We start from the raw sequence: 23,836 nt of genomic DNA on the forward strand, positions 1-23,836 counted from the left end.
GCGGCCGGGTTGTCTGGCGCGTGGTTGAGCGGTGGGTCCCCCCCCTCCCCGCTCCCGGGGCCCGCACCGGGCGCGGGCTCCCCGCCACTCACGGGAGTTCGCCTACCGCGCCTACTTCGGCTGCGGCTTGCGCACCGACAGGTGCAGCTCCTTCAGCCGGGCCTCGTCCAGCTCGGTCGGCGCGCCCATCATCAGGTCCTGGGCGTTGCCGTTGAGCGGGAAGGAGATCGTCTCGCGGATGTTGGGCTCGTCGGCGAGCAGCATGACGATGCGGTCGACACCCGGGGCGATGCCACCGTGCGGCGGGGCGCCGAAGCGCAGGGCCCGCAGCATGCCCGCGAACTTCTCCTCGACGGTCTCACGGTCGTACCCGGCGATCTCGAAGGCCTTGAGCATGATCTCCGGCTCGTGGTTCCGGATCGCGCCGGAGGACAGCTCGACGCCGTTGCAGACGATGTCGTACTGCCAGCCCAGGATGTCCAGCGGGTCCTGGGTCTCCAGGGCCTCCAGACCACCCTGCGGCATGGAGAACGGGTTGTGCGAGAAGTCGATCGCGCCGGTCTCCTCGTCCTTCTCGTACATCGGGAAGTCGACGATCCAGCAGAACCGGAACACGCCCTCCTCGAAGTGCCCGGCGCGCTTGGCGGCTTCCACCCGCACCGCACCCATGATCTTGGAGACCTCGTCGAACTCGCCCGCGCCGAAGAAGACCGCGTGGCCGGCCGCGAGCGACAGACGCTTGGTCAGCTCGGCGACGTTCTCCTCGGTGAGGAACTTGGCGATCGGGCCGGTCAGCGAGCCGTCCTCGGCGACGCGGACCCAGGCCAGGCCCTTGGCGCCCTGGGAGACCGCGAAGTCACCGAGCTGGTCGAAGAACTTGCGGGGCTGCGCGGAGACGTCCGGCACGGGCAGGGCACGGACGTGCTTGCCGGCGAACGCCTTGAACTCCGAGCCCTCGAAGATGTCGGTGATGTCGACGAGTTCGAGCTGGGCGCGCAGGTCGGGCTTGTCGGAGCCGTACTTCAGCATCGCCTCGCGGAACGGGATCCGCGGGAAGGGGGAGGTGACCTCCCGGCCGCCGCCGAACTGCGTAAACAGCTCGGTCATGAGCTGCTCGATCGGCTGGAACACGTCCTCCTGCTCGACGAAGCTCATCTCGACGTCGAGCTGGTAGAACTCGCCCGGCGAGCGGTCGGCACGCGCGTCCTCGTCCCGGAAGCAGGGCGCGATCTGGAAGTACCGGTCGAAGCCGGAGATCATCAGCAACTGCTTGAACTGCTGCGGCGCCTGCGGGAGGGCGTAGAACTTGCCCGGGTTCAGACGGGAGGGGACCACGAAGTCGCGGGCGCCCTCGGGGGAGGTCGCCGAGAGGATCGGGGTCGCCATCTCGTTGAAGCCGAGAGCCACCATCTTCGAGCGGATCGAGGCGATCACCGAGGAGCGCAGCATGATGTTCTTGTGCATGCGTTCCCGGCGCAGGTCGAGGAAGCGGTACTCCAGGCGCCGCTCCTCGTTGACCCCGTCCTCGGTGTTGATCGTGAAGGGCAGCGGGGCGGCCGCGCCGAGCAGCTCGACCTCGCCGACCTCGACCTCGATCTCGCCGGTCGGCAGCTCGGGGTTGATGTTCTCGGCACCCCGGGAGACGACCTTGCCGTCGATGCGGACGGTCGACTCCTTGGAGAGCTTGTCGAGGGCCTCGTAGGCGGGGGTGCCGGGACGGGCCACGAGCTGCGTGATGCCGTAGTGATCGCGCAGATCGATGAAGAGGATGCCGCCCAGGTCGCGCCGATTGTGCAGCCAGCCACTCAGCCGGACGTCGCTGCCGACGTCAGAGGAGCGGAGCTCGCCGCAGGTGTGGGACCTGTACCGATGCATCGTCGTTCATCCAGTCTTCGCTGATCGGGGTCTGTATTTCACGTGAAACGCCTCCCCAGCGTACCGGGCAGGCGAAGATCGACTCTCCCCAGTTGTCGATCGGGCACGCGGTCACCGCCGTTCGGGCCCGTGTCCCTATCGGTGGCAGCGTTCGAGCGTGTCTTCTTAAAGTAGGTCAATGCGCACTGGCGAGCCTCTGCCCGCCGTGGGGGAGGCCCTTGCCGCCCTCGCGACCGGCCTGTGGCACTGGGACACCGCCACCGGGCTGGTCACGGTCGATGCCGAGGCAGCCCGGTTGCTCGGGCTGCCCGCCGAGCAGGCCAGCCTCACGGAGGCCCAGGCACGGGCCCGGCTGCACCCCGTCGACTGGAACGAGATCACCGGTGTGATCCAGCTGGCCGTCGCCGAGGGCACCCTCGCCGAGGTCCGGATCCGGATCATGGACGAGCAGGGCCGGGTCGTCCGGGTCGTCCGCAGCCGCTCCAAGCCGTCCTTCGACCGGGCCCTCAAGGCGTACCGGATGATCGGCACGCTCCAGGAGGTCACCGAGCCGACACCCGGCACCCCGGCCGGGCGCAGTGCGGTGACCGGGGACTGGCGGCGCTCCCGGGAGGCGTTCCTGCTGGACGCGGGCCGGGCGCTGGCCGAGGCACGTTCCACGCAGGAGGTCCTGCGGGTCACGGCGAACCTGTCGATGCCCGGGTTCTCGCCGGACGGCCTCGCGGTGTTCGGCGTCTCGGGCGATCGCCTGACGGTCATCGGCCACCACGGGCAGCAACGGGGCACCGAGAACCCCTTCGCCGAGATGCCGCTGGACACCGACTACCCGGCCGCCGAGGTGGTGCGGACCGGCCGGGCCGTGTATCTGTCCTCCGCCGAGCAGTACAGGGCCCGCTACCCGCTGACCTGGCCGCTCGCCGAGCGCTTCGGCCGGCGCTCCTGGGCGTTCCTGCCGCTGACCGTGGCCGGGCGCACGATGGGGGCGTGGATGGCGGCGTTCACCTACCCGGTGGCGTTCACCCCGGACGAGCGGTCCGTGCTGGCGACGGTGGCCCGGATGCTGGCGCAGGCCCTGGCCCGGGCGGGCCTGGCCGAGAGCGAACGGGCACTGACCGACGGCCTCCAGCGCACGATGCTGCCGAGGCTCGGACCGCAGCGCATCCCGGGCATGAGCGTCGCCGCCCGCTACGTCCCCACCGGCGGCGGACTCCAGGTCGGCGGCGACTGGTACGACGTGATCCCGCTGCCCAGCGGGCGGTTCGCGCTGGTCATCGGTGATGTGCAGGGCCATGACGTGCAGGCGGCGGGCATCATGGGCCAGCTGCGGATCGCCCTGCGGGCCTATGCGTCGGAGGGCCACCGCCCGGACGCGGTGCTGTCGCGCGCCTCCCGCTTCCTGCACGGCATCAGCGACGAGGACCCGGCCGATCCACGCTTCGCGACGTGCGTGTACGTCGAGGTCGACCCGGCGACGGGGGTGCTGGACATCGCCCGCGCGGGGCATCCGGACCCGGCGATCCGGATGGCCGACGGCACGGTGCTGACGCGGCCGACATCGGGCGGGCTGCCGCTGGGCATCGACCCGGACGGCGACTACCCCACGACCCGGCTCACCCTGGAACCCGGCGAGACCATGCTGATCTGCACGGACGGCCTGCTCGAGACCGGTGGCCACGACCTGGAGAGCGGCTGGCGGCGGCTGCGCCTGATCCTGGAGGAGCACAAGGGTGATCTGGAGGAACTCGCCGACACCCTGGTGCAGGCCGTGCACGGACCCTCCTCGCACCACACCACCGGCCCGCTGGCGGACCGCCGCGAGGACGACATCGCGATGCTGCTGCTGAGCCGGGAGGGCGGGGGCTGCGGCTGCGGCGACGCGATGACCGTGCGGCCTCCGGTGCGGCGCTCGGTGCTGACCGTGGCGCAGGCCGAGCCCGAGCGGGTCTCGGTCGCCCGCCGGCAGCTGCGCGAGCTGCTGCACGACTGGGTCTCGCGCGACCAGGTCGACTCGGCGGTGCTGCTGCTGTCCGAGCTGCTGACGAACGTCCTCGTGCACACCGACTCCGACGCGCTGCTGGTCGCCGAGATGACAGGCGAGGTGGGCGGGCGGCGGCTGCGCATCGAGGTCACGGACGCCGGCGACGACCTGCCGCACCGGCGCAGCCCCGGGGAGCTGGCGTCCTCCGGCCGCGGCCTGGTCCTGATCGAACTGCTCGCGCACGCCTGGGGGGTGGAACCGCGCGGCGAGGGCAAGAGCATCTGGTTCGAACTCCACGAGTCCCCGGACGACCCGGTCGACAACTACCGGTCGCTATGACGGTCCCGAGTCCTCCGGGGCGTCCGGGCCGCCGTAGCGGTCGCGTCGCCTCGGGGGCGTCCGGGCCGCCGTAGCGGTCGCGTCGCCTCGGGGGCGTCCGGGCTGCTGCGGCCCCGGGCGGCGGCTCGCGCCCTGGACGATCGCGCCTCCGCCACAGCGGCCGGGACGGCGGCACGCGGACTCCGTGGGCTCACTCCTCACTCCTCCCCCCGACGCCGGCCCGGGCGGCAGCGGCTCCTGGCCGGCGCAGCGGTCACGCCTCCCGCGAGGGCGGCCCGGGTGGCGGCTCCTCGCCGTAGCGGGTGCGCAGTTCCTGGATGATGCCGAAGGCCGCCGCCGTGAGCGGGACGGCCAGCAGCATGCCGAGGATTCCGGCGACGGAAGCCCCGGCCGTGATCGTCACCATCACCACCGCCGGGTGCATCTGCACGGTCCGGCTCTGGATCATCGGCTGGAGCACGTGCCCCTCCAGCACCTGCACGGCGAGGACCACCCCGAGCGCCCACAGCGCGATGACGAACCCCCGGTCGGCGAGCGCGACCAGCACGGCCAGGGCTCCCGAGATGAACGCCCCGAGGTAGGGGATGTAGGCGCCGACGAAGACCAGCGCGCCCAGCCCGGCCGCACCCGGCACGTCCAGGACGAGCAGCCCGACCGTGATGCAGAGCGCGTCGATGAGAGCGATGAGGGTCGTGCCGCGCATGAAGCCCTCGACGGCCCTCAGGGCCCGCCGCGCCATGGCCTCCAGGGTGTCGGCCGCCCCGCGGGGCGACAGCGAACGCAGCGTCCCGGCGGCCTTGTCGGAGTCGCGCAGGAAGAAGAAGACGAGCAGCAGCGCGAGGACGGCCATGGCGATGGACTCGCCGACCACGCTGACGCCGCTGATCACCCCGGAGGCGGCCGTGCCGCCGAACTTCCCCAGCAGTTCCCGGGCGTTGGAGGCGAGGTCGTCCAGCGAGGTGCCGGCCGCCCCGAAGTGCTCGGAGACGCCCCGGGCGGCCTCCTTGAGCGAGGCGACGATCTCGTCGCCGGTGTCGATGAGCGCGGCGACCACGATGTACACGGCCCCGCCGACCACGGCGACCACCGCGACACAGGTGAGCCCGGCCGCGACCGACCGGTGCACCCCGGCCTTCACCAGCCGCCGGTGCAGCGGCCCGAGCAGCGCCGTCCCGAGCAGCGCGAGCAGCACGGGCACGACGGCGGTACGGAACTCCACGACGAGCCGGATCCCGACGTACACGACTCCGGCGAGGAGCAGCAGCACGGCACACCAGGCGGCGAACCGCCGGGCGGCTTCGGGGAGCACCGGGGTGGAGTCCTGCACGGTGCCAGCCGATCATGCCCGGGCGGCAATGTCGTGCGCGGGCGGCCACTTGGATGACTGCTGGTCACCTCATGTGCTACGAGTTGGATGCATGGTCACGGGGGAGTCCGATCAGGAAGAGTGCCGCGCGGTCGAAGGCAGGATCACCGACGCGCTGTCCCGGCTCACACGTTCACGGAAGGTGGCGGGTGATGACGTCTCCCCACCCGCCTACGTACGCCGCCACGCTGTGGAACACGCCGCCGCGGCGGGTGGCGTTGACCAACGGTTGATCACGTCTGACTTTCTGCCGTACATCGACGCCGAACGGCTGCGTTCACTCAACCCCACCGCCACGAATGCCTAGACCTCTGCCCTCCTGCGGCTGTGGCGGCAAGCGGCCCACGGATGGGAATGGGACGCGCCGGAAGCCAACGCGAGCGCCCTGGCGTTCTGGGCGCGATGCGCTGACACCCCGTTGCCGCCGGCCGGGCCGTCCAGGCATTGGAGGCCGCTGTGGGCGCAGTGGCCGTTGGGCAACGGGGAAATCCTCGCCCGGCTTCCCGCTGCGGTGGGCGCGGTTGCGACCGTGGCTCTGCCCGATGGCCAACTTGTCGTGGTGGTCAGCAGTGACGACGGAAAGGTACGGATCTGGGATCTGATCACCGGTCATCCGATCGGCGAACCGGTGACCGTCGGTGAGTCGCATGCAAGGCCGGTCGCCACAGCCGTGCTGTGGGACCCGGCCGAGGGCGGCCCGTCGGGTGAGCCGGTGGGAAGCGCTGTGGCTCCGGCCGTATCGCTGGTGACGACGATCCTGCCCGATCGGCGGGTCGTGGCGATCGTCGGAGACGTGATGGGGCGGGTGCACTTCTGGGACATCACGACTGGCCGGCCCGAGGCGTCTCCGCTCCTGACGCTGCAGGTGCACAACGCACCGGTTTCCCGTCTCTGCACCACCACCCTGCCGGACGGGCGCGCCGTACTGCTCTCCCGGACTCACCGGATGACCGTCTGCGTGTCGTGCACCTCCTACGTGCGGCGGCCTTCGCCTACGGGCGAGGACTACCGTGGCTGGGGATATGGCCGACGGTAGCGGACGTAGTGGCCGACGATCCGGCCCGGACCTACGGTGACGCGGACATCGCGTGGCTTCTCGGTTCCCGCCTCGGGGGCTATCTGATCACCGACCAGGAAGACGGAACCACCGTCTACCGGCTGTTCCATGACGCGCTTCGCATGGCCTTGCGTGAACAGTGGCGCGATCTATTGGCGAGGCCCGATCCTGGCATGGCAGGAGGGTGAGAGCTCGACCCCGCGCAGAATCGATGCGTCTGTCCACTATCGAGTGAACACCCTTGCCGCGAACGCAAAGTTACTTCACCTGCTGCCTAGCTTCCGGTGCGGAGGTGATGCTCGATGTACGAGCAGAACAACACGCGGCCGGACCCGTCGGCGCCACTGCGGCAGGACGCAATCGACATCAACGACTTCGTTTTCGCGGCTACGGGAGCCCGGGTGCGGAGGCTGACGACGCCGGACGGTGAGTACTGGTTTCCGGCAGTGGACGTGGCGCGGAACCTGGGGTACGCCAACACCCGCCAGGCCCTGCAGTTGCATGTTCCTGAAGACTGGCAGAAACGCCTGAGTGAGTTTGCGCGAGGTGTCTGTACAGCAGACACCTTGGGCAGACTTGCAGCTCACAGGCTGCAGAAGTCGATGAGGATGGTGAACCTGAAGGGGCTCGTCAGCCTGATCAACAGTTGCACCAAACCCGAGTGCGAACCATTCAAGGCCTGGGTGTGCGAGGTCATCCAAACCATCCAGACCGACGGCTCATACGCCCTCGACCCCGCCCCCGTGCAACCGTCCCCCACAGGCAATACCGCCTACGTCATGCCGCGACAAGTGGCTGAAGCCATCGTGCGGCTGGAAGAGCGCAACATTCGTGCGGACGAGCTTCTCGTGGCTTTCCAGGAGGAGAAGAACGACCTGCTGCGTCAGATCAGCCGCAGTCAGAACATGATGGCCGAGGCACTCCGGGACATCGCCCGTGCCCTCCGACGAACCACCGACCATTCCGGCCCCTCAGCGGACACAGGTGTGATTCCCCATCAGCTCCTTGCGATGTGGAGGGCGAAGAACCTCGTCGTCACCGAAGACGTACACGCGGTGGCGGCCTACCTGGCCCCGGCCCTTCTCCGGGGCGGGGCCAGTTACCGCGTGGAGGAGATCGCCGCTCGCACGGGGCTGTCACAGGACCGTGTCCATGACTGCCTGCGGATGCTGCTGAAGCGGGGATGTGTGCGACAGGCCGGATGCACCTCAGCAGGCGCCCCGGCTCTACGTGCTGCCGTAACGCCTCAGCCAAGCCCCAGGGACAGGCCCGAAGCCGCAATACGAGGTTGCGGCTTCGGGCCTCACAGCACCGTAGCGGTCTCCGTACGCACCGTCACCCACCCGCTGAACCGGTCAACAGCACGGGGACCGCGGCCGGGCGACGCCGCGCCCGACGACACACACTGAGACGCGGACGGCTTGGTACCGGGATCAAGCCTCCGGACCGCTCGCGGTCATCCCGTGCACCGCCGGAACCGTGCCCAGGCGGCCCTTCTGGAAGTCCTCGAAGGCCTGCATGAGCTCGTCCTTGGTGTTCATGACGAACGGGCCGTAGTGGGCCATGGGCTCGCGGATGGGCTGTCCGCCGAGCAGGACGACCTCCAGGTCCGGCGTGTGCCCGTCCTGCTTCTCGTCCGCGCGGACGGTCAGCGAGGAGCCCGCGCCGAAGACCGCGGTCTGGCCCATGTGGACCGGGCGCCGCTCCGCACCCACCGCACCCTTGCCCGCCAGGACGTACGCGAGGCCGTTGAAGTCCTCGCGCCACGGCAGGGTCAGCTCCGCACCCGGCGCGAGGGTCGCGTGGACCATCGTGATCGGCGTGTGCGTGATGCCGGGACCCTCGTGGCCGTCCAGCTCACCGGCGATGACGCGCAGCAGCGCACCGCCGTCGGGGGAGGTGAGCAGCTGGACCGAGCCGCTGCGGATGTCCTGGTAGCGCGGGGCCATCATCTTGTCCTTGGCCGGGAGGTTCACCCACAGCTGCAGACCGTGGAAGAGCCCGCCGGAGACGACGAGATGCTCGGGTGGGGCCTCGATGTGCAGCAGGCCCGAGCCCGCGGTCATCCACTGGGTGTCCCCGTTGGTGATGGTGCCGCCACCACCCTGCGAGTCCTGGTGGTCGAAGATGCCGTCGATGATGTAGGTGACGGTCTCGAAGCCGCGGTGCGGGTGCCACGGCGTACCCTTGGGCTCGCCCGGCGCGTACTCCACCTCGCCCATCTGGTCCATCATGATGAACGGGTCGAGGTGGCGGTAGTTGATCCCCGCGAACGCCCGGCGCACCGGGAAGCCCTCGCCCTCGAAACCGCTCGGAGCGGTCGTGACGGCAAGTACGGGACGGGCCACGGCGTCGGCCGGCGCGGTCACGCGGGGCAGCGTCAACGGGTTCTCGACGGTCACTGCAGGCATGTCGGTTCCTCCTCGTGTACGCCCAGTTTAGTTGAGCGTTGAACTTTCTGCCACCCTGAACGGAGAAATTCGGGAGGACATTCCCGCCCCGGGGGACGGCGCAGCGAACCACGGGAGACCGGCACGGCGAAAGGCCGTCACCCCGCGACGGGGTGACGGCCTCGGGTGCCGGGGTCAGGCGACCGGCTCGCGCACTTCGCTCGCGGCGCCTGCGGGAGCGGGCGCCTTGCGGTCCCGCATCACCAGCGTGGCGACGGCCGCCGCTGCCAGGACCCCGAGCGCGCTGATCGTGAAGGTCGTCGACATCGAGGCGGCGAAGGCCTCCCGGGCCGCCCGCACCAGCTCCGTGTCACCGCCGGCGACGGCCAGCGCCCCGCCGATGGACTCGCGGGCCTGCTCAGGGGCCCCGGCCGGCATCTCGTCCGCGTAGCCGCCGGAGAGCAGGGAGCCGAGGATCGCGATGCCGAGGGCGGTGCCGGACTGCTGGATGGTGTCGTTGAGGGCCGAGCCGACGCCGGCCTTGTCCTCCGGGATGGTGCCCATCAGGGCGGCCACCGCGGCCGGCATCGCCAGACCGGCGCCCAGGCCCAGGATCCCCAGCGCCACGGCCGGGACGGTGAAGCCGCTGTCGGCGCTGAGCGTGGTCAGCAGCCCGAAGGAGGCGGCCATCAGCAGCATCCCGCCGAGGATGACGAACCGGTTGCCCGCCCTGACGGCGAGCTGCGCCCCGGCCGTGTTGCCCGCCAGCGCGGCGACGGCCAGCGGCAGGAAGGCCAGGCCGGCCTTGACCGCGGACCAGCCGAGGACGAACTGGAGGTACTGGGTCAGCACCAGCAGCAGGCCGGCGTTGCCGATCTGGACGAGCGCCAGGGAGAGGGAGCCGCCGCTGAAGTTGCGGTGCTTGAAGAGGACGAGCGGGACCATCGGCGAGGGGGTCACGTTCTGCCAGGTCACGAAGCCGGCCAGGGCGAGCACCGCGACGGCCAGGACGATCAGGGAGCGGCTCTCGAACGCGCCGTGCTGCGGGATCTCGATGATCCACCACACCAGGGCCGTCATGCCCACCGCCGACAGCACCGCACCCAGCGGGTCCGGCTTCTGCCAGGGCGCCTTCGACTCCGGCATCAGCAGCACACCGGCCAGCAGGGCCAGGCCTGCGATCGGGACGTTGATCAGGAAGATGGCCTGCCAGGCGAAGTGGTCGATCAGCACGCCGCCGAGCACCGGGCTGCCGACCAGCCCCAGCATCGACACCGAGCCCCAGGCGGCCATGGCCTTGGGCCGCTCGTCCTCGTCGAAGACGGTGATCAGGATCGACAGGGTGGAGGGCATGATCAGCGCGCCGCCGACGCCCATCGCGATCCGCACCGCGATCAGCTCACCCGGCGTGGAGCAGAACACCGCCCCCAGCGAGGCCGCCCCGAACAGCAGCAGCCCGATCAGCATCACCCTCCGGCGCCCGAACCGGTCCCCGAGGCTTCCCGAGGTCAGCAGCAGCCCGGCGAAGACCAGGGTGTAGGAGTCGAGGATCCACTGCATGTCCTGGGCGCTCGCGCCGAGGTCCTCGGTCAGCGTGGGCACCGCGACGGTCAGCGCCATGTTGTCGACGACGAGCACCAGCGTGCTCAGGCACAGCACGATCAGGATCCACCAGCGGCGTGGATTGCGAGCTCCCATTTCCGTTCCCCTCCCGCGAACACCGTTCCTTCGATGCGAACACTGTACGCACAGCGGAACAGTGTGCGCAAGCCTTGAGTTCTGTACGCTGACTGCGCACGCCGTTCGCACGCAGACGTTCAACAGGAGGGACCCTGATGAGCAGGGCCAAGGACACGACCCCCGTCCCGTCCGTCTGGACCCGCGAGCAGCGCCGGGCCGACCAGCCCGCGCTCAGCCGGGCCGCGATCGTGCGCGAGGCGATCGCGATGCTCGACGCGGAGGGCATCGAGGCGCTCTCCATGCGCAAGCTCGGCGCGCGCCTGAACGCGGGCGCGACCTCGCTGTACCGGCACGTGGCGACGAAGGACGAGCTGATGGAGCTAGCGGTGGACGAGGTCGCCGCCGAGATCCACGTCCCGCCGGCCGGTGACGCCGACTGGCGCGCGGCGGTGACCGAGGCGGCCGGGTCCTTCCGTACGACGGCGCTGCGGCACCCGTGGCTGACCCTCGTCCTGGGGCAGGCCGGGCTCGCCTACCTGGGGCCGAACTACATGAGCTTCTCGGAGCGGCTGGCAGCCCTGTTCACCGCCGCGGGATTCCCCGAGCCGGGCCGGGCGATCGACGCCGTCTTCTCGTACGTCATCGGCATGAGCACGACCGAGGCCGCCTGGCTCACCACGGTCGCCCGCTCCGGCGAGAGCGAGTCGGAGTTCGTCGCCCGCCTGCTGCCCGCGGCCCGGCAGGCGTCGGCCGGCTACGACCACCTGGCGGCCGCCGAACCCGAGAGCAGCGCCCGGGCGGCCGACCCGGCGAAGCTGCGCGACGACAAGTTCGCCTACGGCCTGGAGGTCGTCCTCGACGGCCTGGCGCTGCGCCTGCCGGAGTGACTACGGCCTGGTCTCCACCGCCGTCCGAACAGCAACGGCGGCCGGCCGGCCGCGCAGCGACGGCGTCTAGCCATACATCCGGCGCATCGCGAACTCGACCATCTGCTCCACGGCCTTCGCGTCGAACACCATGCGGTGCTCGCCCTCCATGTCGAGGACGAAGCCGTAGCCGGTCGGCAGGAGGTCCAGCACCTCGGCACCGGTGATCACGAAGTACTTGGACTCCTTGCCCGCGTACCGGCGCAGCTCCTTGAGCGTGCTGAACATCGGGATGACCGGCTGCTGGGTGTTGTGCAGGGCGAGGAACCCGGGGTTGTCGCCGCGCGGGCAGTACACCTTCGACGTCGCGAAGACCTGCTGGAAGTCCTCGGCGGCCATCTGCCCGGTGGTGAAGGCGCGCACCGCGTCCGTGAGGGAGGGCGGGGACGGCTCGGGGTACAGCGGCGGCTGCTGCCCGTATCCGCCGGACATCGGCTGCTGCGGAGGGGCGTACTGCCCTTGCGGGCCCGCTGTCTGGTCGTAGCCGTACATGGGCGCAAGCGTACCGAGAGCGGACGTGCCTGCGGGCCGGTACGCCGGTCGCGGCAAACCGACAGCGAGTCGACAGCGCCCGGTCTGTGGATCGCCGGGGCGGGGGCTCGTAGCGTCGTGCCATGAACGGACGCCATGACGAGGGCCCGCCCGAGCACGGAGGCCTCTCGCACGACCTGCCCGTCCTCGCCCGCCGCCGGATGATCGGGCTGATGGCGGGCGCGAGCCTGGTCCCGCTGGTGGGCTGCGCACCGGAGGGGAAGACCTCGGCGTCGCCCGCCTCAGCGTCCGCGGGGTGCGCGCGGATCCCCGAGGAGACGGCCGGGCCCTTCCCGGGCGACGGTTCGAACGGCGTGAACGTGCTGAAGGAGAGCGGGGTCGTCCGCAGCGACCTGACCCGGAGCTTCGGCGACTTTGCGGGCGGCAGGGCCGAGGGCGTGCCGCTGACGATCAGGCTCACGGTGGTGGACGCGGCATCCGGCTGCGGGACGCCGAAGAAGGGCGCGGCCGTCTACCTCTGGCACTGCGACCGGGAGGGCGCCTACTCCCTGTACTCCGAGGGCGTCACGGAGGAGAACTACCTGCGGGGCGTGCAGGAGACCGACGACCGGGGCCGGGTCACGTTCACCAGCATCTTCCCGGGCTGCTACCCGGGCCGCCGGCCGCACCTGCACTTCGAGGTCTACGGCAGCCTGGCCGAGGCCACCGCGGCGGCGTCGATCACGAACACCTCGCAGCTCGCCTTCCCCCAGGACGTGTGCGACGCGGTGTACGCCACGGACGGCTACGGGGCGAGCGTGAAGAACCTGTCCGGCCTCTCCCTGGAGGACGACGGTGTCTTCGGCGACGGCCACGACCGGCAGCTGGCCACGATGACGGGCAGCGCGGCCGACGGCTACACCGCGGCGCTGACCGTTCCGGTGTGACCTGTCACAGATGACGGATCGGGGTTGCTTCTTATTACCGACGGGTAGCATCATCGTAGCTACTTGTTGGTACGTGAACTAGCGCGAGGATCCAGTGCCTCGCCGATCTCTCTACGGAGCCGGGAGCCGTCGCCATGGGGCACTACAAGTCGAATCTCCGCGACATCGAGTTCAACCTCTTCGAAGTACTCGGGCGCGACAAGGTGTACGGCACCGGCCCGTTCGAGGAGATGGACGTCGAGACCGCGAAGAGCATCCTGGAGGAGATGACGCGCCTCTCGGAGAACGAGCTGGCCGAGTCCTTCATCGACGCCGACCGCAACCCGCCGGTCTTCGACCCGCAGACCAACACCGCGCCGGTCCCCGCGTCCTTCAAGAAGAGCTACCAGGCCTTCATGGACTCCGAGTACTGGCGCCTGGGCCTGCCCGAGGAGATCGGCGGCACCACCTCGCCCCGCTCCCTGATCTGGGCCTACGCCGAGCTGATCCTGGGCGCCAACCCGGCCGTGTGGATGTACTCCTCGGGCCCGGCGTTCGCCGGCATCCTCTTCGAGGAGGGCAACGAGGTCCAGAAGCACATAGCCAAGGTCGCCGTGGAGAAGCAGTGGGGCTCCACGATGGTGCTCACCGAGCCCGACGCGGGCTCCGACGTGGGCGCCGGCCGCACCAAGGCCGTGCAGCAGGAGGACGGCTCCTGGCACATCGAGGGCGTGAAGCGCTTCATCACCTCCGGTGAGCACGACATGTCGGAGAACATCCTCCACTACGTGCTGGCCCGCCCCGAGGGCGCCGGCCCCGGCACCAAGGGCCTGTCCCTCTTCCTCGTCCCGAAGTACCACTTCGACTTCGAGACCGGCGAGCTGGGCGAGCGCAACGGCGTCTACGCCACCAACGTCGAGCACAAGATGGGCCTGAAGGCCTCCAACACCTGCGAGATGACCTTCGGCGACCAGCATCCCGCCAAGGGCTGGCTGATCGGCGACAAGCACGACGGCATCCGCCAGATGTTCCGCATCATCGAGTTCGCCCGCATGATGGTCGGCACGAAGGCGATCTCCACGCTCTCCACGGGCTACCTCAACGCCCTGGAGTACGCCAAGGAGCGCGTCCAGGGCCCCGACCTGGCGAACTTCATGGACAAGACCGCGCCCAAGGTCACGGTGACCCACCACCCCGACGTGCGCCGCTCGCTCATGACGCAGAAGGCCTACGCCGAGGGCATGCGCGCCCTGGTGCTCCACACGGCCTCCGTCCAGGACGAGATCCAGGTCAAGGAGGCCGCCGGCGAGGACGCCTCCGCCCTGGAGGCCCTGAACGACCTGCTCCTGCCCATCGTCAAGGGCTACGGCTCCGAGAAGGGCTACGAGCAGCTCGCCCAGTCGCTGCAGACCTTCGGCGGCTCCGGCTTCCTCCAGGAGTACCCGATCGAGCAGTACATCCGGGACTCCAAGATCGACACCCTCTACGAGGGCACCACGGCCATCCAGGGCCAGGACTTCTTCTTCCGCAAGATCGTCCGCAACCAGGGCGCCGCGCTGAACTCCCTCGCCGAGGACATCAAGAAGTTCCTGGCGCTCGGTGAGGGCGGCGAGGAGCTCGGCGCGGCCCGCGAGCACCTCGCCAAGGCCGCCGTCGAGCTGGAGGCCATCGTCGGCCTGATGCTCACCGACCTCGCGGCCACCGAGCAGGACGTCAAGAACATCTACAAGGTCGGCCTCAACAGCACGCGCCTGCTGATGGCCTCCGGTGACGTCGTCGTCGGCTACCTGCTGCTCAAGGGCGCCGCGGTCGCCGCCGCGAAGCTGGAGACGGCCACCGCCAAGGACAAGGCCTTCTACACCGGCAAGATCGCCGCCGCGAAGTTCTTCGCCGCCAACGTCCTGCCGGGCGTCACCCTGGCCCGCAAGGTCGCCGAGGGCGTCGAGCTGGACCTGATGGAGCTGGACGAGGCCGCGTTCTAGATCATCACGTCCTCCGTCCGAAGGCCCGTTCCCTTACCTCGGGAACGGGCCTTCGTCCGTCGTTAGAGTGAACCCATGACCGAACGAGCCCGCTTCGACCGCGGCCACACCGACGACCTCATGACCTTCCTGGCGGCGAGCCCCTCGCCGTACCACGCCGTGGCCACGGCCGCCGAGCGACTGGAGAAGGCGGGCTTCAAGCAGGTCGCCGAGACGGACGCCTGGGCCGCGGGGAGCGGCGGCAGGTACGTGCTGCGCGGCGGCGCGATCGTCGCCTGGTACGTGCCGGAGGGCGCCGCGCCCCACACTCCGTTCCGGATCGTCGGCGCCCACACCGACTCCCCCAACCTGCGCGTCAAGCCGCTCCCCGACACCGGGGCGCACGGCTGGCGCCAGGTGGCCGTGGAGATCTACGGCGGGCCGCTGCTCAACTCCTGGCTGGACCGCGATCTCGGCCTCGCGGGCCGGCTGACCCTGCGCGACGGCTCGACGCGCCTGGTCGACGTCGACCGGCCGCTGCTGCGCGTTCCGCAGCTCGCCATCCATCTGGACCGCTCGGTGACGGCCGACGGCCTCACGCTCGACAAGCAGCGGCACATGCAGCCGGTCTGGGGCCTCGGCCGCGACGTCCGCGACGGCGACCTGATCGCCTTCCTGGAGGAGACGGCCGGCATCCCGGCGGGTGAGGTCACCGGCTGGGACCTGATGACGCACTCCGTGGAGCCGCCCGCCTACCTGGGCCGCGACCGCGAGCTGCTGGCCGGCCCGCGGATGGACAACCTCCTGTCGGTGCACGCCGGCACGGCGGCCCTGGCAGCCGTCGCCTCGTCGTCGTCGCAGCCGGCGTCCATCCCCGTCCTTGCGGCCTTCGACCACGAGGAGAACGGCTCCCAGTCGGACACCGGCGCGGACGGGCCGCTGCTCGGCAACGTGCTGGAGCGCTCGGTGTTCGCCCGCGGCGGCTCCTTGGAGGACCGGGCCCGCGCCTTCGCCGGCAGCGTCTGCCTGTCCTCCGACACGGGCCACGCCGTCCACCCCAACTACGCGGAGCGGCACGACCCGACGCACCACCCGCGCGTCAACGGCGGCCCGATCCTCAAGGTCAACGTCAACAACCGCTACGCCACGGACGGTTCGGGGCGGGCGGAGTTCACGGCGGCCTGCGAGGCGGCCGGCGTGCCCTTCCAGTCCTTCGTCTCCAACAACTCGATGCCCTGCGGCACCACCATCGGCCCGATCACGGCCGCCCGGCACGGCATCAGGACCGTCGACATCGGCGTGGCCATCCTGTCGATGCACAGCGTGCGCGAACTGTGCGGCGCCGACGACCCGTTCCTGCTCGCGGGCGCGCTGGCGGCGTTCCTCGAGAGGTAGAACGGGCCGCCACCGCATGGGTGTTCCCTTCGGGGGTACCCGGTGTTCCGGGACCGGAACGACCGGACCGTACAGGGAGGCGACACACATGGGCCTCGGCGGATGCATCATCCTCATCGCCGTGGGAGCCATCCTCACGTTCGCGACCGACTGGGACATGCAGGGGGTCAACCTCGACCTGGTCGGCATCATCCTGATGATCGTCGGACTGATCGGCGTCACCACGTTCAGCAGCATCGCCAGGCGCCGGCGCGTGGTGGTGCCCCCCACGACCCCGGTCGTGGAGGACCCGGCGGTGCACCACCACCGCCGTGACGGCTACAGCGACGGCTACGGGGTCTGACCCCGCAGGCGCTCGGGTGTCCGTCGCATCACGGAGAGCGGAGATCTGCGGCACACCCTCCGGTACGGAAGGGTCGCGTTCGAGGGCGCGGGGCTATCGAGTCCCCGCGCCCTCTTCGTTGTGCGCTTCAACCCCCGTTCACCGCCTGGAATTCGAACGTAGATTTCAGACATAGAACGCATGAGCTACTGCTTTTTGCATATCTGCATTAAATAGATGATCTTGCTGCAAGGTGTGCCAAAATCAAGCCACGATCGGCACGAGGCGGGGGAGCCACCATGTCAGCACAGGCCCCGACGTTCGGTGAGGAACTGCGCCGGCGGAGGAACGAGTCCGGCAAGTCGCTGACAGACATGGGACGGCTCGTCCATGCGACGAGGTCGCACCTGAGCAAGATCGAGCGAGGCCACCGCAACCCCAGCATCGAACTCGCCCGCGCCTGCGACGCCAAGCTGCGCGCGGACGGAGAGCTGCTCGCCCTGGTCCCCGCCGCGGCACGGACACCCGAGGAACACCCCGCCCCGCGCGGCGACGACGGCGCACCCTGGTCACTGAGTCTGTCCGCCGACGGCGGCAGCAGCTTCACGGCCTGTGCCGCCGGGACCCCCGCGGACGGCCGCACACCGGCGGTCACGGCGCACTGGGCCGTCGCACCGGGCCGCCCTGACGCCGTCTCCGCGCAGGCGTCGCTCCCCGCGTTCCACGCCGTGTTCGACGAGTACCGACGGCTCGGCCAGTGCTCCGGCCCCGCCCTCGTGATCCCGCTGAGCAGCACGGCCACCGGGGCGCTGCGCGGCCTCGCCCACGCCGCCGCCCCCGCGAGCCGCACCGCCGTGCTCCGGCTCGCCGCGCGCTTCGCCGAGTACACGGGCTGGATGTGGCAGGAGGCCGGCGACGACCGGGCCGCCCGCTGGTGGACCGAGCAGGCGGCGCAGCTGGCCGCCTCGTGCGGCGATCACGAGATGGCCGCCTACACGCTGCTGCGCCAGGCCGAGCTCGCTCTCTACCAGGGTGACGCGCAGACCACCGTGGACCTCGCGGAGGCGGCCGGGCGACAGGCCCGCGGTCTGCGGACCAGGCAACTGGCCGCACAGCGCGAGGCCCAGGGATACGCGCTCATGGGCAGCGAGACGCACTGCCGGCGCGCCCTGGACCGCGGCGCCGAACTCATGGGCACCGCCCGGAGCGGGACGGACGACACCCCCGCCCTGGGCAGCACCCACCTCCCCGACCTCGCCGCCTTCGTCGCGGCCTGGTGCCTGCGGGAACTCGGCGAGTCCGAGGCCGCCGTCACCCTGCTCGACACGGGCCGGGACAGCATCGCTCCGCACGCCCTGCGGGCCCGCGCCCGCCACGGAGCCCGGCTGGCCCTGGCCCTGGCCGACGCCGACGAGGTCGACCGGGCCTGCGCGGTGGCCCGGTCGGTCGCCCAGGACGTCCGGGTCACCGACTCCGCCACCGTACGGGCCGACTTGAGGCAACTGAGGTCGTCGCTGGCCACCCGGCGGAAACATCCCGCGGTCCGCGACATCCTGCCGGTCATCGCAGCGAGCCTGCGCGGGGACCGCACGACCTGAGGGTCCCGTACCACCACGCCCGGGCAGCGTCGGCCGCCCGGGCCGACTCCGGATGCCGCTCCCGGCCGTCTGTGTCCTGTTGGCACCGGAAGTGTCAACAGGCAACGCGTTGACCGCCCTTACAGCGGCTGAAAACGTCGATTTCACTCACCGCCGGCAGTGCCCGGCGGTCGTCTCCCACCGTCCGCGGAGCACAGGGCTCCCGGTTTTCCGTCCCGCCCACCCGGACCTTCCGGGTGCGTGCCCTCTCGAAGCGAGGACCCATATGGCGCCCCGTATCTTCGTCAACTTCCGTCGCGCGGACACCGGTCCGACCGGTCCGCATCTCGACACCGCGCTGCGGCGGGAGTTCGGCGAGCAGGAGGTGTTCCGGGACCAGCGGTCGATCCGGAAAGGTGCTCACTTCCCCGCGGAGATCACGGGGGCTCTGCGCAGGTGCGATCTGCTGCTCGCGGTGATGGGCCAGCGGTGGGCGTCGGTGACCGACGACGAGGGCCGCCGCTGCATCGACGACCCGGAGGACTGGGTCCGCAAGGAGATCGCGATGGCCCTCACCCTGGGCATCACCGTGCTCCCGGTCCTGGTCGACGGCGCGGGACTGCCCGACGCGGCCGAACTCCCCGCCGAGATCCGGAACCTGACCGGCCACCAGGGTGTGTTCTTCCGGCCGCATCAGGAGCACATCGACTTCCCGCCACTGTTCGAGGCCGTCCACAAGGCGGTCCCCGACCTGCGCCGCAGGCGCCCGCGCCGGCCCCAGGGCGACGGCGGCGGAGCGACGAACCACATCGAGAACTTCCACCACGGCTCGGCGACTTTCGGTGGCACCGGCAACACGGCGAACACCTTCAACGACCCCGAGGACTACGACGGGAACGCCCATGAGCACGACTGACGACCTCCCCGCGCCCGGCGGCGCTCCGGAACCCGGACCCGCCCCCGAGCCGAGACACGAGGCCCCGCCCGCCGGCCACGACGAGCCGCCCCCGCCGCACAGCGCCGGCCCGGACGGCTCCGACGACGCCGCCCCCGGCCCGGACGGTGACCGCGGGCACGACGAAGAGCCCGGCGAGGCGGCCGACTCCCCTCCGGACGACGAGACCCCCCGGCCCGCCGAACCCCGGGCGCGCGATGCCGAGGACAAGTACCAGGCCGAGGCCCTGTCCGTCGCCGCCTTCAACGAGACGTTCAACAACGCCATGGCCTTCGGCGGAAACGCCTACACGCTGAACGTCGGCACGGCCAAGGGCGCCGAACTCCAGCTCATACGCCTGAACGCCACGGAGACGGCACGGCAGCACCAGCTGCACCACCCCGTCGCACAGCAGGACCGGATGGCCCAGACCCTGCGCGAGCACCACCTCGTCGCCCTGGCCGGGCCGACGGGCAGCGGGCGTGAGGGCACGGGCACCTTCCTGCTGGCCGACCGGTGCGGCAGCGACCACGTCGCCGTCCTGCACAGCGCGGAGGCCGACGTTCTGCAGGCCCTGATCGCGCAGGCCCGCCGCTTCCTGAAGCCCGGGGAGGGGGTCCTGGTCGGCCTGGGAGCCCGGCTCCCCGGCCAGAGCACGCTCAAGGCGCTCGGCCTGCTCGCCCGCGAGATCGGGGCGTACGTGGTCCTGGTCGTCAAGGAAACCGGCACCGACGACGACCTCCCGGCCCCGTACTCCTTCCGGCACCGGCGTGCCGAACTGAGGCCGGTGCTGGAGGCGCACCTGCGCTCCGCGCTCGACGTGCACCGCGCCCGGTGCACGGACCGCGACCGCTGCGACCGTGCGGGACTGCGCCGGTTCGCCGACGGGGTGCTGGACGACGCCCGGGTGAGCGGCAAACTCGATGCCGCCCGCACCGTCGACTGGGTCACCTCCTTCGCCCGGAACATCGCCGCGTGCCTGCACGGACCCGAGGACGCCCTGGACGTCCTTCTCGACACCCCGCACGAGGACCTGCGGAGCCTCGCCAGGCGGTTCCTGAAGCTGTCGGAGGCGCAGGACACCGACGAACCCTCCGCCTCGGAGGCCGAGACCCACCACCAGGCCGTGCGGATCTCGTACGTTCTCGGCCACGACCTGCCGCTGTCCGACGTCCTGCGGATGGGCACCCGGCTGAGCGCCGAGATGCTGCGCGCCGAGTACCGGGAGTCGGCACCCGCCCGCCCCGTCTTCGAGCTGGACCTGGACCGGCTGGTGGCGCCGGGCATGGGCATCGCCGCCGAACCCGGCGCCCACCTGGCCGACAACCCGCGCCGCGCCCGCCTCACGGACCCGGAGCTGATGCCGGCGGTCGTCGAGGTGATCTGGCACGGGTTCGGCTGGCTGCGCGATCCGCTGGTGGCATGGCTGCGGGCCATGGCCGACGACCGTCTGGAGCGGGTCGGCACCCGGGCCGCCGTGATCGTCGGCCACCTGCTCCGGCACGACTTCGACGGCGCCTACCGGGATGTGGTGAAGGACTGGGCGCGCAGCCCGTCGGTGCGGGACCGCCGCTACGCCGCCACGGCGCTGTCGGTGGCGATGGCGGCCGGTGACCCGCGGCTCACGGCCCAGGTCGCCCGTCAGGTACGGGACTGGGCCGGCAGCCCCCGCCCGCAGCTCCAGGACAGCGCCGCGCGGGCCTACGGGACGCAGGTGGGGACCCAGGACGTGCCGGGCACCCTGCGTGCGTTGCGGGACCTGGCCGGCAGGCCCGCGCTCGACCCCTACGCGTCCGTGGCCTACTCGACCGCGACGTTGTTCCTCGCGAAGGACGGCGCGGAGCCCGTCACCGAGGCGCTCGGGCAGTGGATCCGTTCGGACGACGGCCACCTGCCCCGCCACGCGGTCCGCACGCTGCTCGTCCTCGGCCCCTTGGCCGCGGGCCCCGAGCTGCTGTTCCGCTCGACGCTCGCACACCAGGCGATGGGGTCGCCCGCGCGTGAGGAGACGCTCCTGCTGCTGTGGCAGCGGGCGCTGATCGACCCGGCCCACTCGGGTCAGGCGTGGCACCAGTTGCGCGACTGGCTGGTGGCGGCCGACGAGGACCCGGAGCTGTCCCTGTTCCTGGAGAAGTTCGCCCTCAGGGTCTGGCAGCCGCGCGTTCTCAGCCGCCGTGCGGTCTTCCACCTGAGCATCTGGGCGCGCCAGCAGCCCGGGGCCCGGCTGGTGGCGCAGCTGCTGCGCGCCCTGCGCGGCCGGTGAGCCCGGCACACCCCGGCCCCTCTTCTCCCACCCACACCACCCGGCCCTCGGCACACGACACCCGAAACGGACAACCCCTCAGGAGGATCGACATGGCACGGCGCAAAGGACTGTTCGCCACGCTGCGCGAGGCGTGGCGCACCTGGCGCAGGAACCGGTACGACGACGGCTTCGAGGAGGAACCGGAGACCACCGGCTCCGACGACGGGGAGGGAACGGCTTCCCAGCCCCGCCGCAGGAAGGTTTTCGTGCAGTCCCCGCCCCCGGAGACACCGCTCGCCATGGCGGCGCGGGACGACGTCTTCTCCTACGAGGTGTTCCCGACGTTCCAGTGGAACAGCTCGGCGATGTCCCGGGAGACGCTGAAGGAACGCGTCGTCCACCACGAGGCGACCGCGCGTGAGGAACTGCTCAGGGTCGGCTGGTCGGCCGCCCGCGACTGCGACCCGGCCGACCCGGTCGCCGCCGAGAGCGCGATCAACAAGAAGCTGTCGATCGACGGCAACTGGTGCTTCGACGACACCGAGGGCCTCATCCGCTGCACGCCCTCGGTCCGGGTCCGGGTCGACCCCGCCCTGCGCGAACACGTGCTGCCGCACCGCCTGCACGAGCTGACGCTCCGCGAGACGCAGCGCCTGGGCCTGATCAGGGCCGAGCGGGCACGGGAACTCACCGAGGCCTGGCTGAAGGTCATCAGCGATCTGGAGCTGATCGGCGAGCTCGACGCCCATCAGCGGCGCCTGCTGGTCCCGTTCGCGGCCACCCTGGCCGACCAGGACTTCCGCAAGGTGATGGAGGGACTGCGCAGGCAGCGCCGTACGAGCGTCGACGCGCTGATCACGACACTGGAGGGGGCACGCGGCGCCCACCAGGAGGCCGGGCTGTTCGAGTTCGCCGACGCCTACGACAAGGCGATCAGCGCGTTCCGCCGGGAGATGGGACTCAGCGAGTCCTCCCTGATCGAGGACGCCATCGCGCCCGAGGGACCGGCCCGATGAGCGCCGCACGCGGTGCCCGGCAGCGGCACCGAGACGATCCCGCGGCCCTGTCCGCCCGGCCGCGGGCGCCGTACCGCCGTGGCCGCCGGCTGTCCGCCGCCGTCGCGGTGGTGGGGGTCCTGACGGCCGCCGCCACACTGACCGGATGCGAGGAGGAGGACGAGAGAGCCGGGTGCGCCTGGACGAAGACCCAGGCGCCCACCGCGGCCGCCGGGAGCACCGTCGTCCTCGTCGACGGTTCGGCGTCCGTGCACGTCAAGAAGGCCGGGGTCCGGGGCCCCGACTACGGGCTGACGATCAAGGACCTGCTCGCCAAGGAGGACGAGCAGGGGGAGACCGTCTCCATAGGCACCTTCGGCGGACCCGCGGGTGACGTCGTGTGGACGGTGCAGGACCGGCCCGGCGACTGGAAGGAGAGCAACGACAACCCCCGCAACCAGGAGCTGAACCGCCAGGCCGCGAACGGCTGTCTCCGCGACGACCTCGCCACCGCCCAGCGGACACCGCCCGTGGACGGGGGCACCGACGTCCTCGCCGCCCTGACGGCGGGGGCCGAGTTGCTCAGCGGCGCCGAGGGAGAACGGCGGCTGCTCGTGCTCAGTGACGGCCTGTCCACCGCGGGCTGCGCCGATCTGCGGGGGGCGCGGTTCGGCTCGCCGCAGGACCTCAAGTCCATCGTCTCGGTGTGCGCCGCGCAGGGGGAGTTCAGCGAGCTCCCCCCGCTGTCCGGGGTGAAGGTCACCTTCGTGGGCCTGGGGCACTCCGCGGGCGGGCAGCCCTCGGCCGACCCGACGCAGCGCCGCTGGCTGCGGAAACTGTGGACCACGCTGTGCGAGCGGGCCGGCGGCACGTGCGACGCCCGGGACGCCTCCGTCATGGCGGCCTCCCCCGCCCCGGCCCGGCCGGGTTCCCCGGGCGAGCCGGTGGTGCGCTACGGGACCAGCCGCTCACGCACGATCACACTGCCGGGCGCCGCCCTGTTCGACACCGGCTCGCCGCGGCTGCGGCAGGCGGCCGGCGGCACGCTCGCCGATGTCGCCGCGACCGCACGCACCACCCCGGCCCTGGACCGGGTCGTGGTCAGCGGCTACGTCGACCCGCGCGGCGGCACCGGCAACGACCGCGAGCTGTCCCAGGACCGTGCGGACGCGGTGCGGGAGGTCCTCGTCGACCACGGGGTGCCCGCCTCCCGGGTGACCGCGCAGGGCCGGGGCCGGTCGCCGGGCTGTCCCGAGACGGAGGAGAAGTCCGCCGAGGACATGACCCGGGAGCAGCGGTTGCAGTGCGACCGCCGCGTGGACATCGAGATCATCCGGAAGTGAGGCGAGGCACCGCCATGAAAGTGAACGGCAGCAACGGTTCACAGCACGGGGGCGCC

At 71.1% G+C, this 23,836-nt stretch carries 20 protein-coding genes; 15 read left to right on the forward strand and 5 right to left on the reverse strand.

What is annotated here, in order from left to right:
• Positions 1-111: 111 nt before the first annotated feature.
• A complete protein-coding gene (gene aspS, locus ACFCXS_RS25430) occupies positions 112-1,875 on the reverse strand; it encodes an aspartate--tRNA ligase (RefSeq protein WP_376645637.1) in 1,764 nt (587 codons plus the stop codon).
• Positions 1,876-2,053: 178 nt separating this feature from the next.
• Here aspS and ACFCXS_RS25435 point away from each other — a divergent pair, with 178 nt between their 5' ends.
• On the forward strand, positions 2,054-4,192 hold the full coding sequence (locus ACFCXS_RS25435) for a SpoIIE family protein phosphatase (protein ID WP_376645638.1): 2,139 nt from the start codon (positions 2,054-2,056) through the stop codon (positions 4,190-4,192).
• Between the two features lie 253 nt (positions 4,193-4,445).
• Here ACFCXS_RS25435 and ACFCXS_RS25440 read toward each other — a convergent pair whose 3' ends face one another.
• Complete coding sequence (locus tag ACFCXS_RS25440; protein WP_376645639.1) at positions 4,446-5,519, reverse strand: AI-2E family transporter; 1,074 nt, start codon at positions 5,517-5,519, stop codon at positions 4,446-4,448.
• A 91-nt stretch (positions 5,520-5,610) separates the two neighbouring features.
• Here ACFCXS_RS25440 and ACFCXS_RS25445 point away from each other — a divergent pair, with 91 nt between their 5' ends.
• The 4 genes from ACFCXS_RS25445 to ACFCXS_RS25460 all read left to right on the forward strand — a co-directional run bounded on the left by ACFCXS_RS25445 (position 5,611) and on the right by ACFCXS_RS25460 (position 8,024).
• The gene (locus ACFCXS_RS25445; RefSeq protein WP_376645640.1) at positions 5,611-5,865 is read left to right on the forward strand and encodes a hypothetical protein; all 255 of its coding nucleotides are present in this window, start codon (positions 5,611-5,613) and stop codon (positions 5,863-5,865) included.
• Positions 5,866-6,030: 165 nt separating this feature from the next.
• Positions 6,031-6,594, forward strand: a complete 564-nt coding sequence (locus ACFCXS_RS25450; RefSeq protein WP_376645641.1) for a hypothetical protein — start codon at positions 6,031-6,033, stop codon at positions 6,592-6,594.
• 8 nt (positions 6,595-6,602) lie between these two features.
• Positions 6,603-6,803, forward strand: coding sequence for a hypothetical protein (locus tag ACFCXS_RS25455; protein ID WP_376645642.1), 201 nt, complete (start codon positions 6,603-6,605; stop codon positions 6,801-6,803).
• 114 nt (positions 6,804-6,917) lie between these two features.
• A complete protein-coding gene (locus ACFCXS_RS25460; protein ID WP_376645643.1) occupies positions 6,918-8,024 on the forward strand; it encodes a BRO family protein in 1,107 nt (368 codons plus the stop codon).
• 24 nt (positions 8,025-8,048) lie between these two features.
• Here the strand turns inward: ACFCXS_RS25460 and ACFCXS_RS25465 are convergent, their stop codons facing one another.
• Together ACFCXS_RS25465 and ACFCXS_RS25470 are read right to left on the reverse strand one after the other, a co-directional pair.
• Positions 8,049-9,026 carry a pirin family protein gene (locus tag ACFCXS_RS25465; RefSeq protein ID WP_376645644.1) on the reverse strand — a complete coding sequence of 326 codons (978 nt, stop codon included), beginning with the start codon at positions 9,024-9,026 and terminating at the stop codon, positions 8,049-8,051.
• A gap of 174 nt (positions 9,027-9,200) precedes the next feature.
• The gene (locus ACFCXS_RS25470) at positions 9,201-10,703 is read right to left on the reverse strand and encodes an MFS transporter (protein WP_376645645.1); all 1,503 of its coding nucleotides are present in this window, start codon (positions 10,701-10,703) and stop codon (positions 9,201-9,203) included.
• Positions 10,704-10,840: 137 nt separating this feature from the next.
• Between ACFCXS_RS25470 and ACFCXS_RS25475 the strand changes: the two genes are divergently transcribed.
• Complete coding sequence (locus ACFCXS_RS25475; protein ID WP_376645646.1) at positions 10,841-11,572, forward strand: TetR/AcrR family transcriptional regulator C-terminal domain-containing protein; 732 nt, start codon at positions 10,841-10,843, stop codon at positions 11,570-11,572.
• 66 nt (positions 11,573-11,638) lie between these two features.
• Here ACFCXS_RS25475 and ACFCXS_RS25480 read toward each other — a convergent pair whose 3' ends face one another.
• Entirely contained in the window at positions 11,639-12,103 is a 465-nt protein-coding gene (locus ACFCXS_RS25480) for an SseB family protein (protein ID WP_030846788.1), read from the reverse strand.
• Between the two features lie 122 nt (positions 12,104-12,225).
• On the opposite strand from ACFCXS_RS25480, the gene ACFCXS_RS25485 reads away from it, so the two are divergent.
• From ACFCXS_RS25485 to ACFCXS_RS25525, 9 genes are all read left to right on the forward strand, one after another.
• Positions 12,226-13,029 (forward strand): intradiol ring-cleavage dioxygenase, encoded by an 804-nt coding sequence (locus ACFCXS_RS25485; protein WP_376645647.1) that lies wholly within the window; start codon positions 12,226-12,228, stop codon positions 13,027-13,029.
• A 134-nt stretch (positions 13,030-13,163) separates the two neighbouring features.
• Positions 13,164-14,990, forward strand: coding sequence for an acyl-CoA dehydrogenase (locus ACFCXS_RS25490; RefSeq protein ID WP_376645648.1), 1,827 nt, complete (start codon positions 13,164-13,166; stop codon positions 14,988-14,990).
• Positions 14,991-15,065: 75 nt separating this feature from the next.
• On the forward strand, positions 15,066-16,364 hold the full coding sequence (locus tag ACFCXS_RS25495) for a M18 family aminopeptidase (RefSeq protein WP_376645649.1): 1,299 nt from the start codon (positions 15,066-15,068) through the stop codon (positions 16,362-16,364).
• An 88-nt stretch (positions 16,365-16,452) separates the two neighbouring features.
• Positions 16,453-16,707 carry a DUF6458 family protein gene (locus ACFCXS_RS25500; protein WP_352096478.1) on the forward strand — a complete coding sequence of 85 codons (255 nt, stop codon included), beginning with the start codon at positions 16,453-16,455 and terminating at the stop codon, positions 16,705-16,707.
• 278 nt (positions 16,708-16,985) lie between these two features.
• Positions 16,986-18,284, forward strand: coding sequence for a helix-turn-helix domain-containing protein (locus tag ACFCXS_RS25505; protein WP_376645650.1), 1,299 nt, complete (start codon positions 16,986-16,988; stop codon positions 18,282-18,284).
• A gap of 265 nt (positions 18,285-18,549) precedes the next feature.
• Positions 18,550-19,179, forward strand: coding sequence for a toll/interleukin-1 receptor domain-containing protein (locus tag ACFCXS_RS25510; RefSeq protein ID WP_376645651.1), 630 nt, complete (start codon positions 18,550-18,552; stop codon positions 19,177-19,179).
• A complete protein-coding gene (locus tag ACFCXS_RS25515) occupies positions 19,166-21,460 on the forward strand; it encodes a hypothetical protein (protein ID WP_376645652.1) in 2,295 nt (764 codons plus the stop codon). Before ACFCXS_RS25510 ends, ACFCXS_RS25515 begins: the two co-directional genes overlap by 14 nt.
• Positions 21,461-21,552: 92 nt before the next feature.
• Complete coding sequence (locus ACFCXS_RS25520) at positions 21,553-22,458, forward strand: hypothetical protein (protein ID WP_376645653.1); 906 nt, start codon at positions 21,553-21,555, stop codon at positions 22,456-22,458.
• The gene (locus tag ACFCXS_RS25525; RefSeq protein ID WP_376645654.1) at positions 22,455-23,780 is read left to right on the forward strand and encodes an OmpA family protein; all 1,326 of its coding nucleotides are present in this window, start codon (positions 22,455-22,457) and stop codon (positions 23,778-23,780) included. The genes ACFCXS_RS25520 and ACFCXS_RS25525 overlap by 4 nt, the downstream gene beginning before the upstream one ends.
• Positions 23,781-23,836: the final 56 nt, after the last annotated feature.

The organism is Streptomyces sp. NPDC056373, assembly GCF_042262425.1.
Classification (GTDB): domain Bacteria; phylum Actinomycetota; class Actinomycetes; order Streptomycetales; family Streptomycetaceae; genus Streptomyces.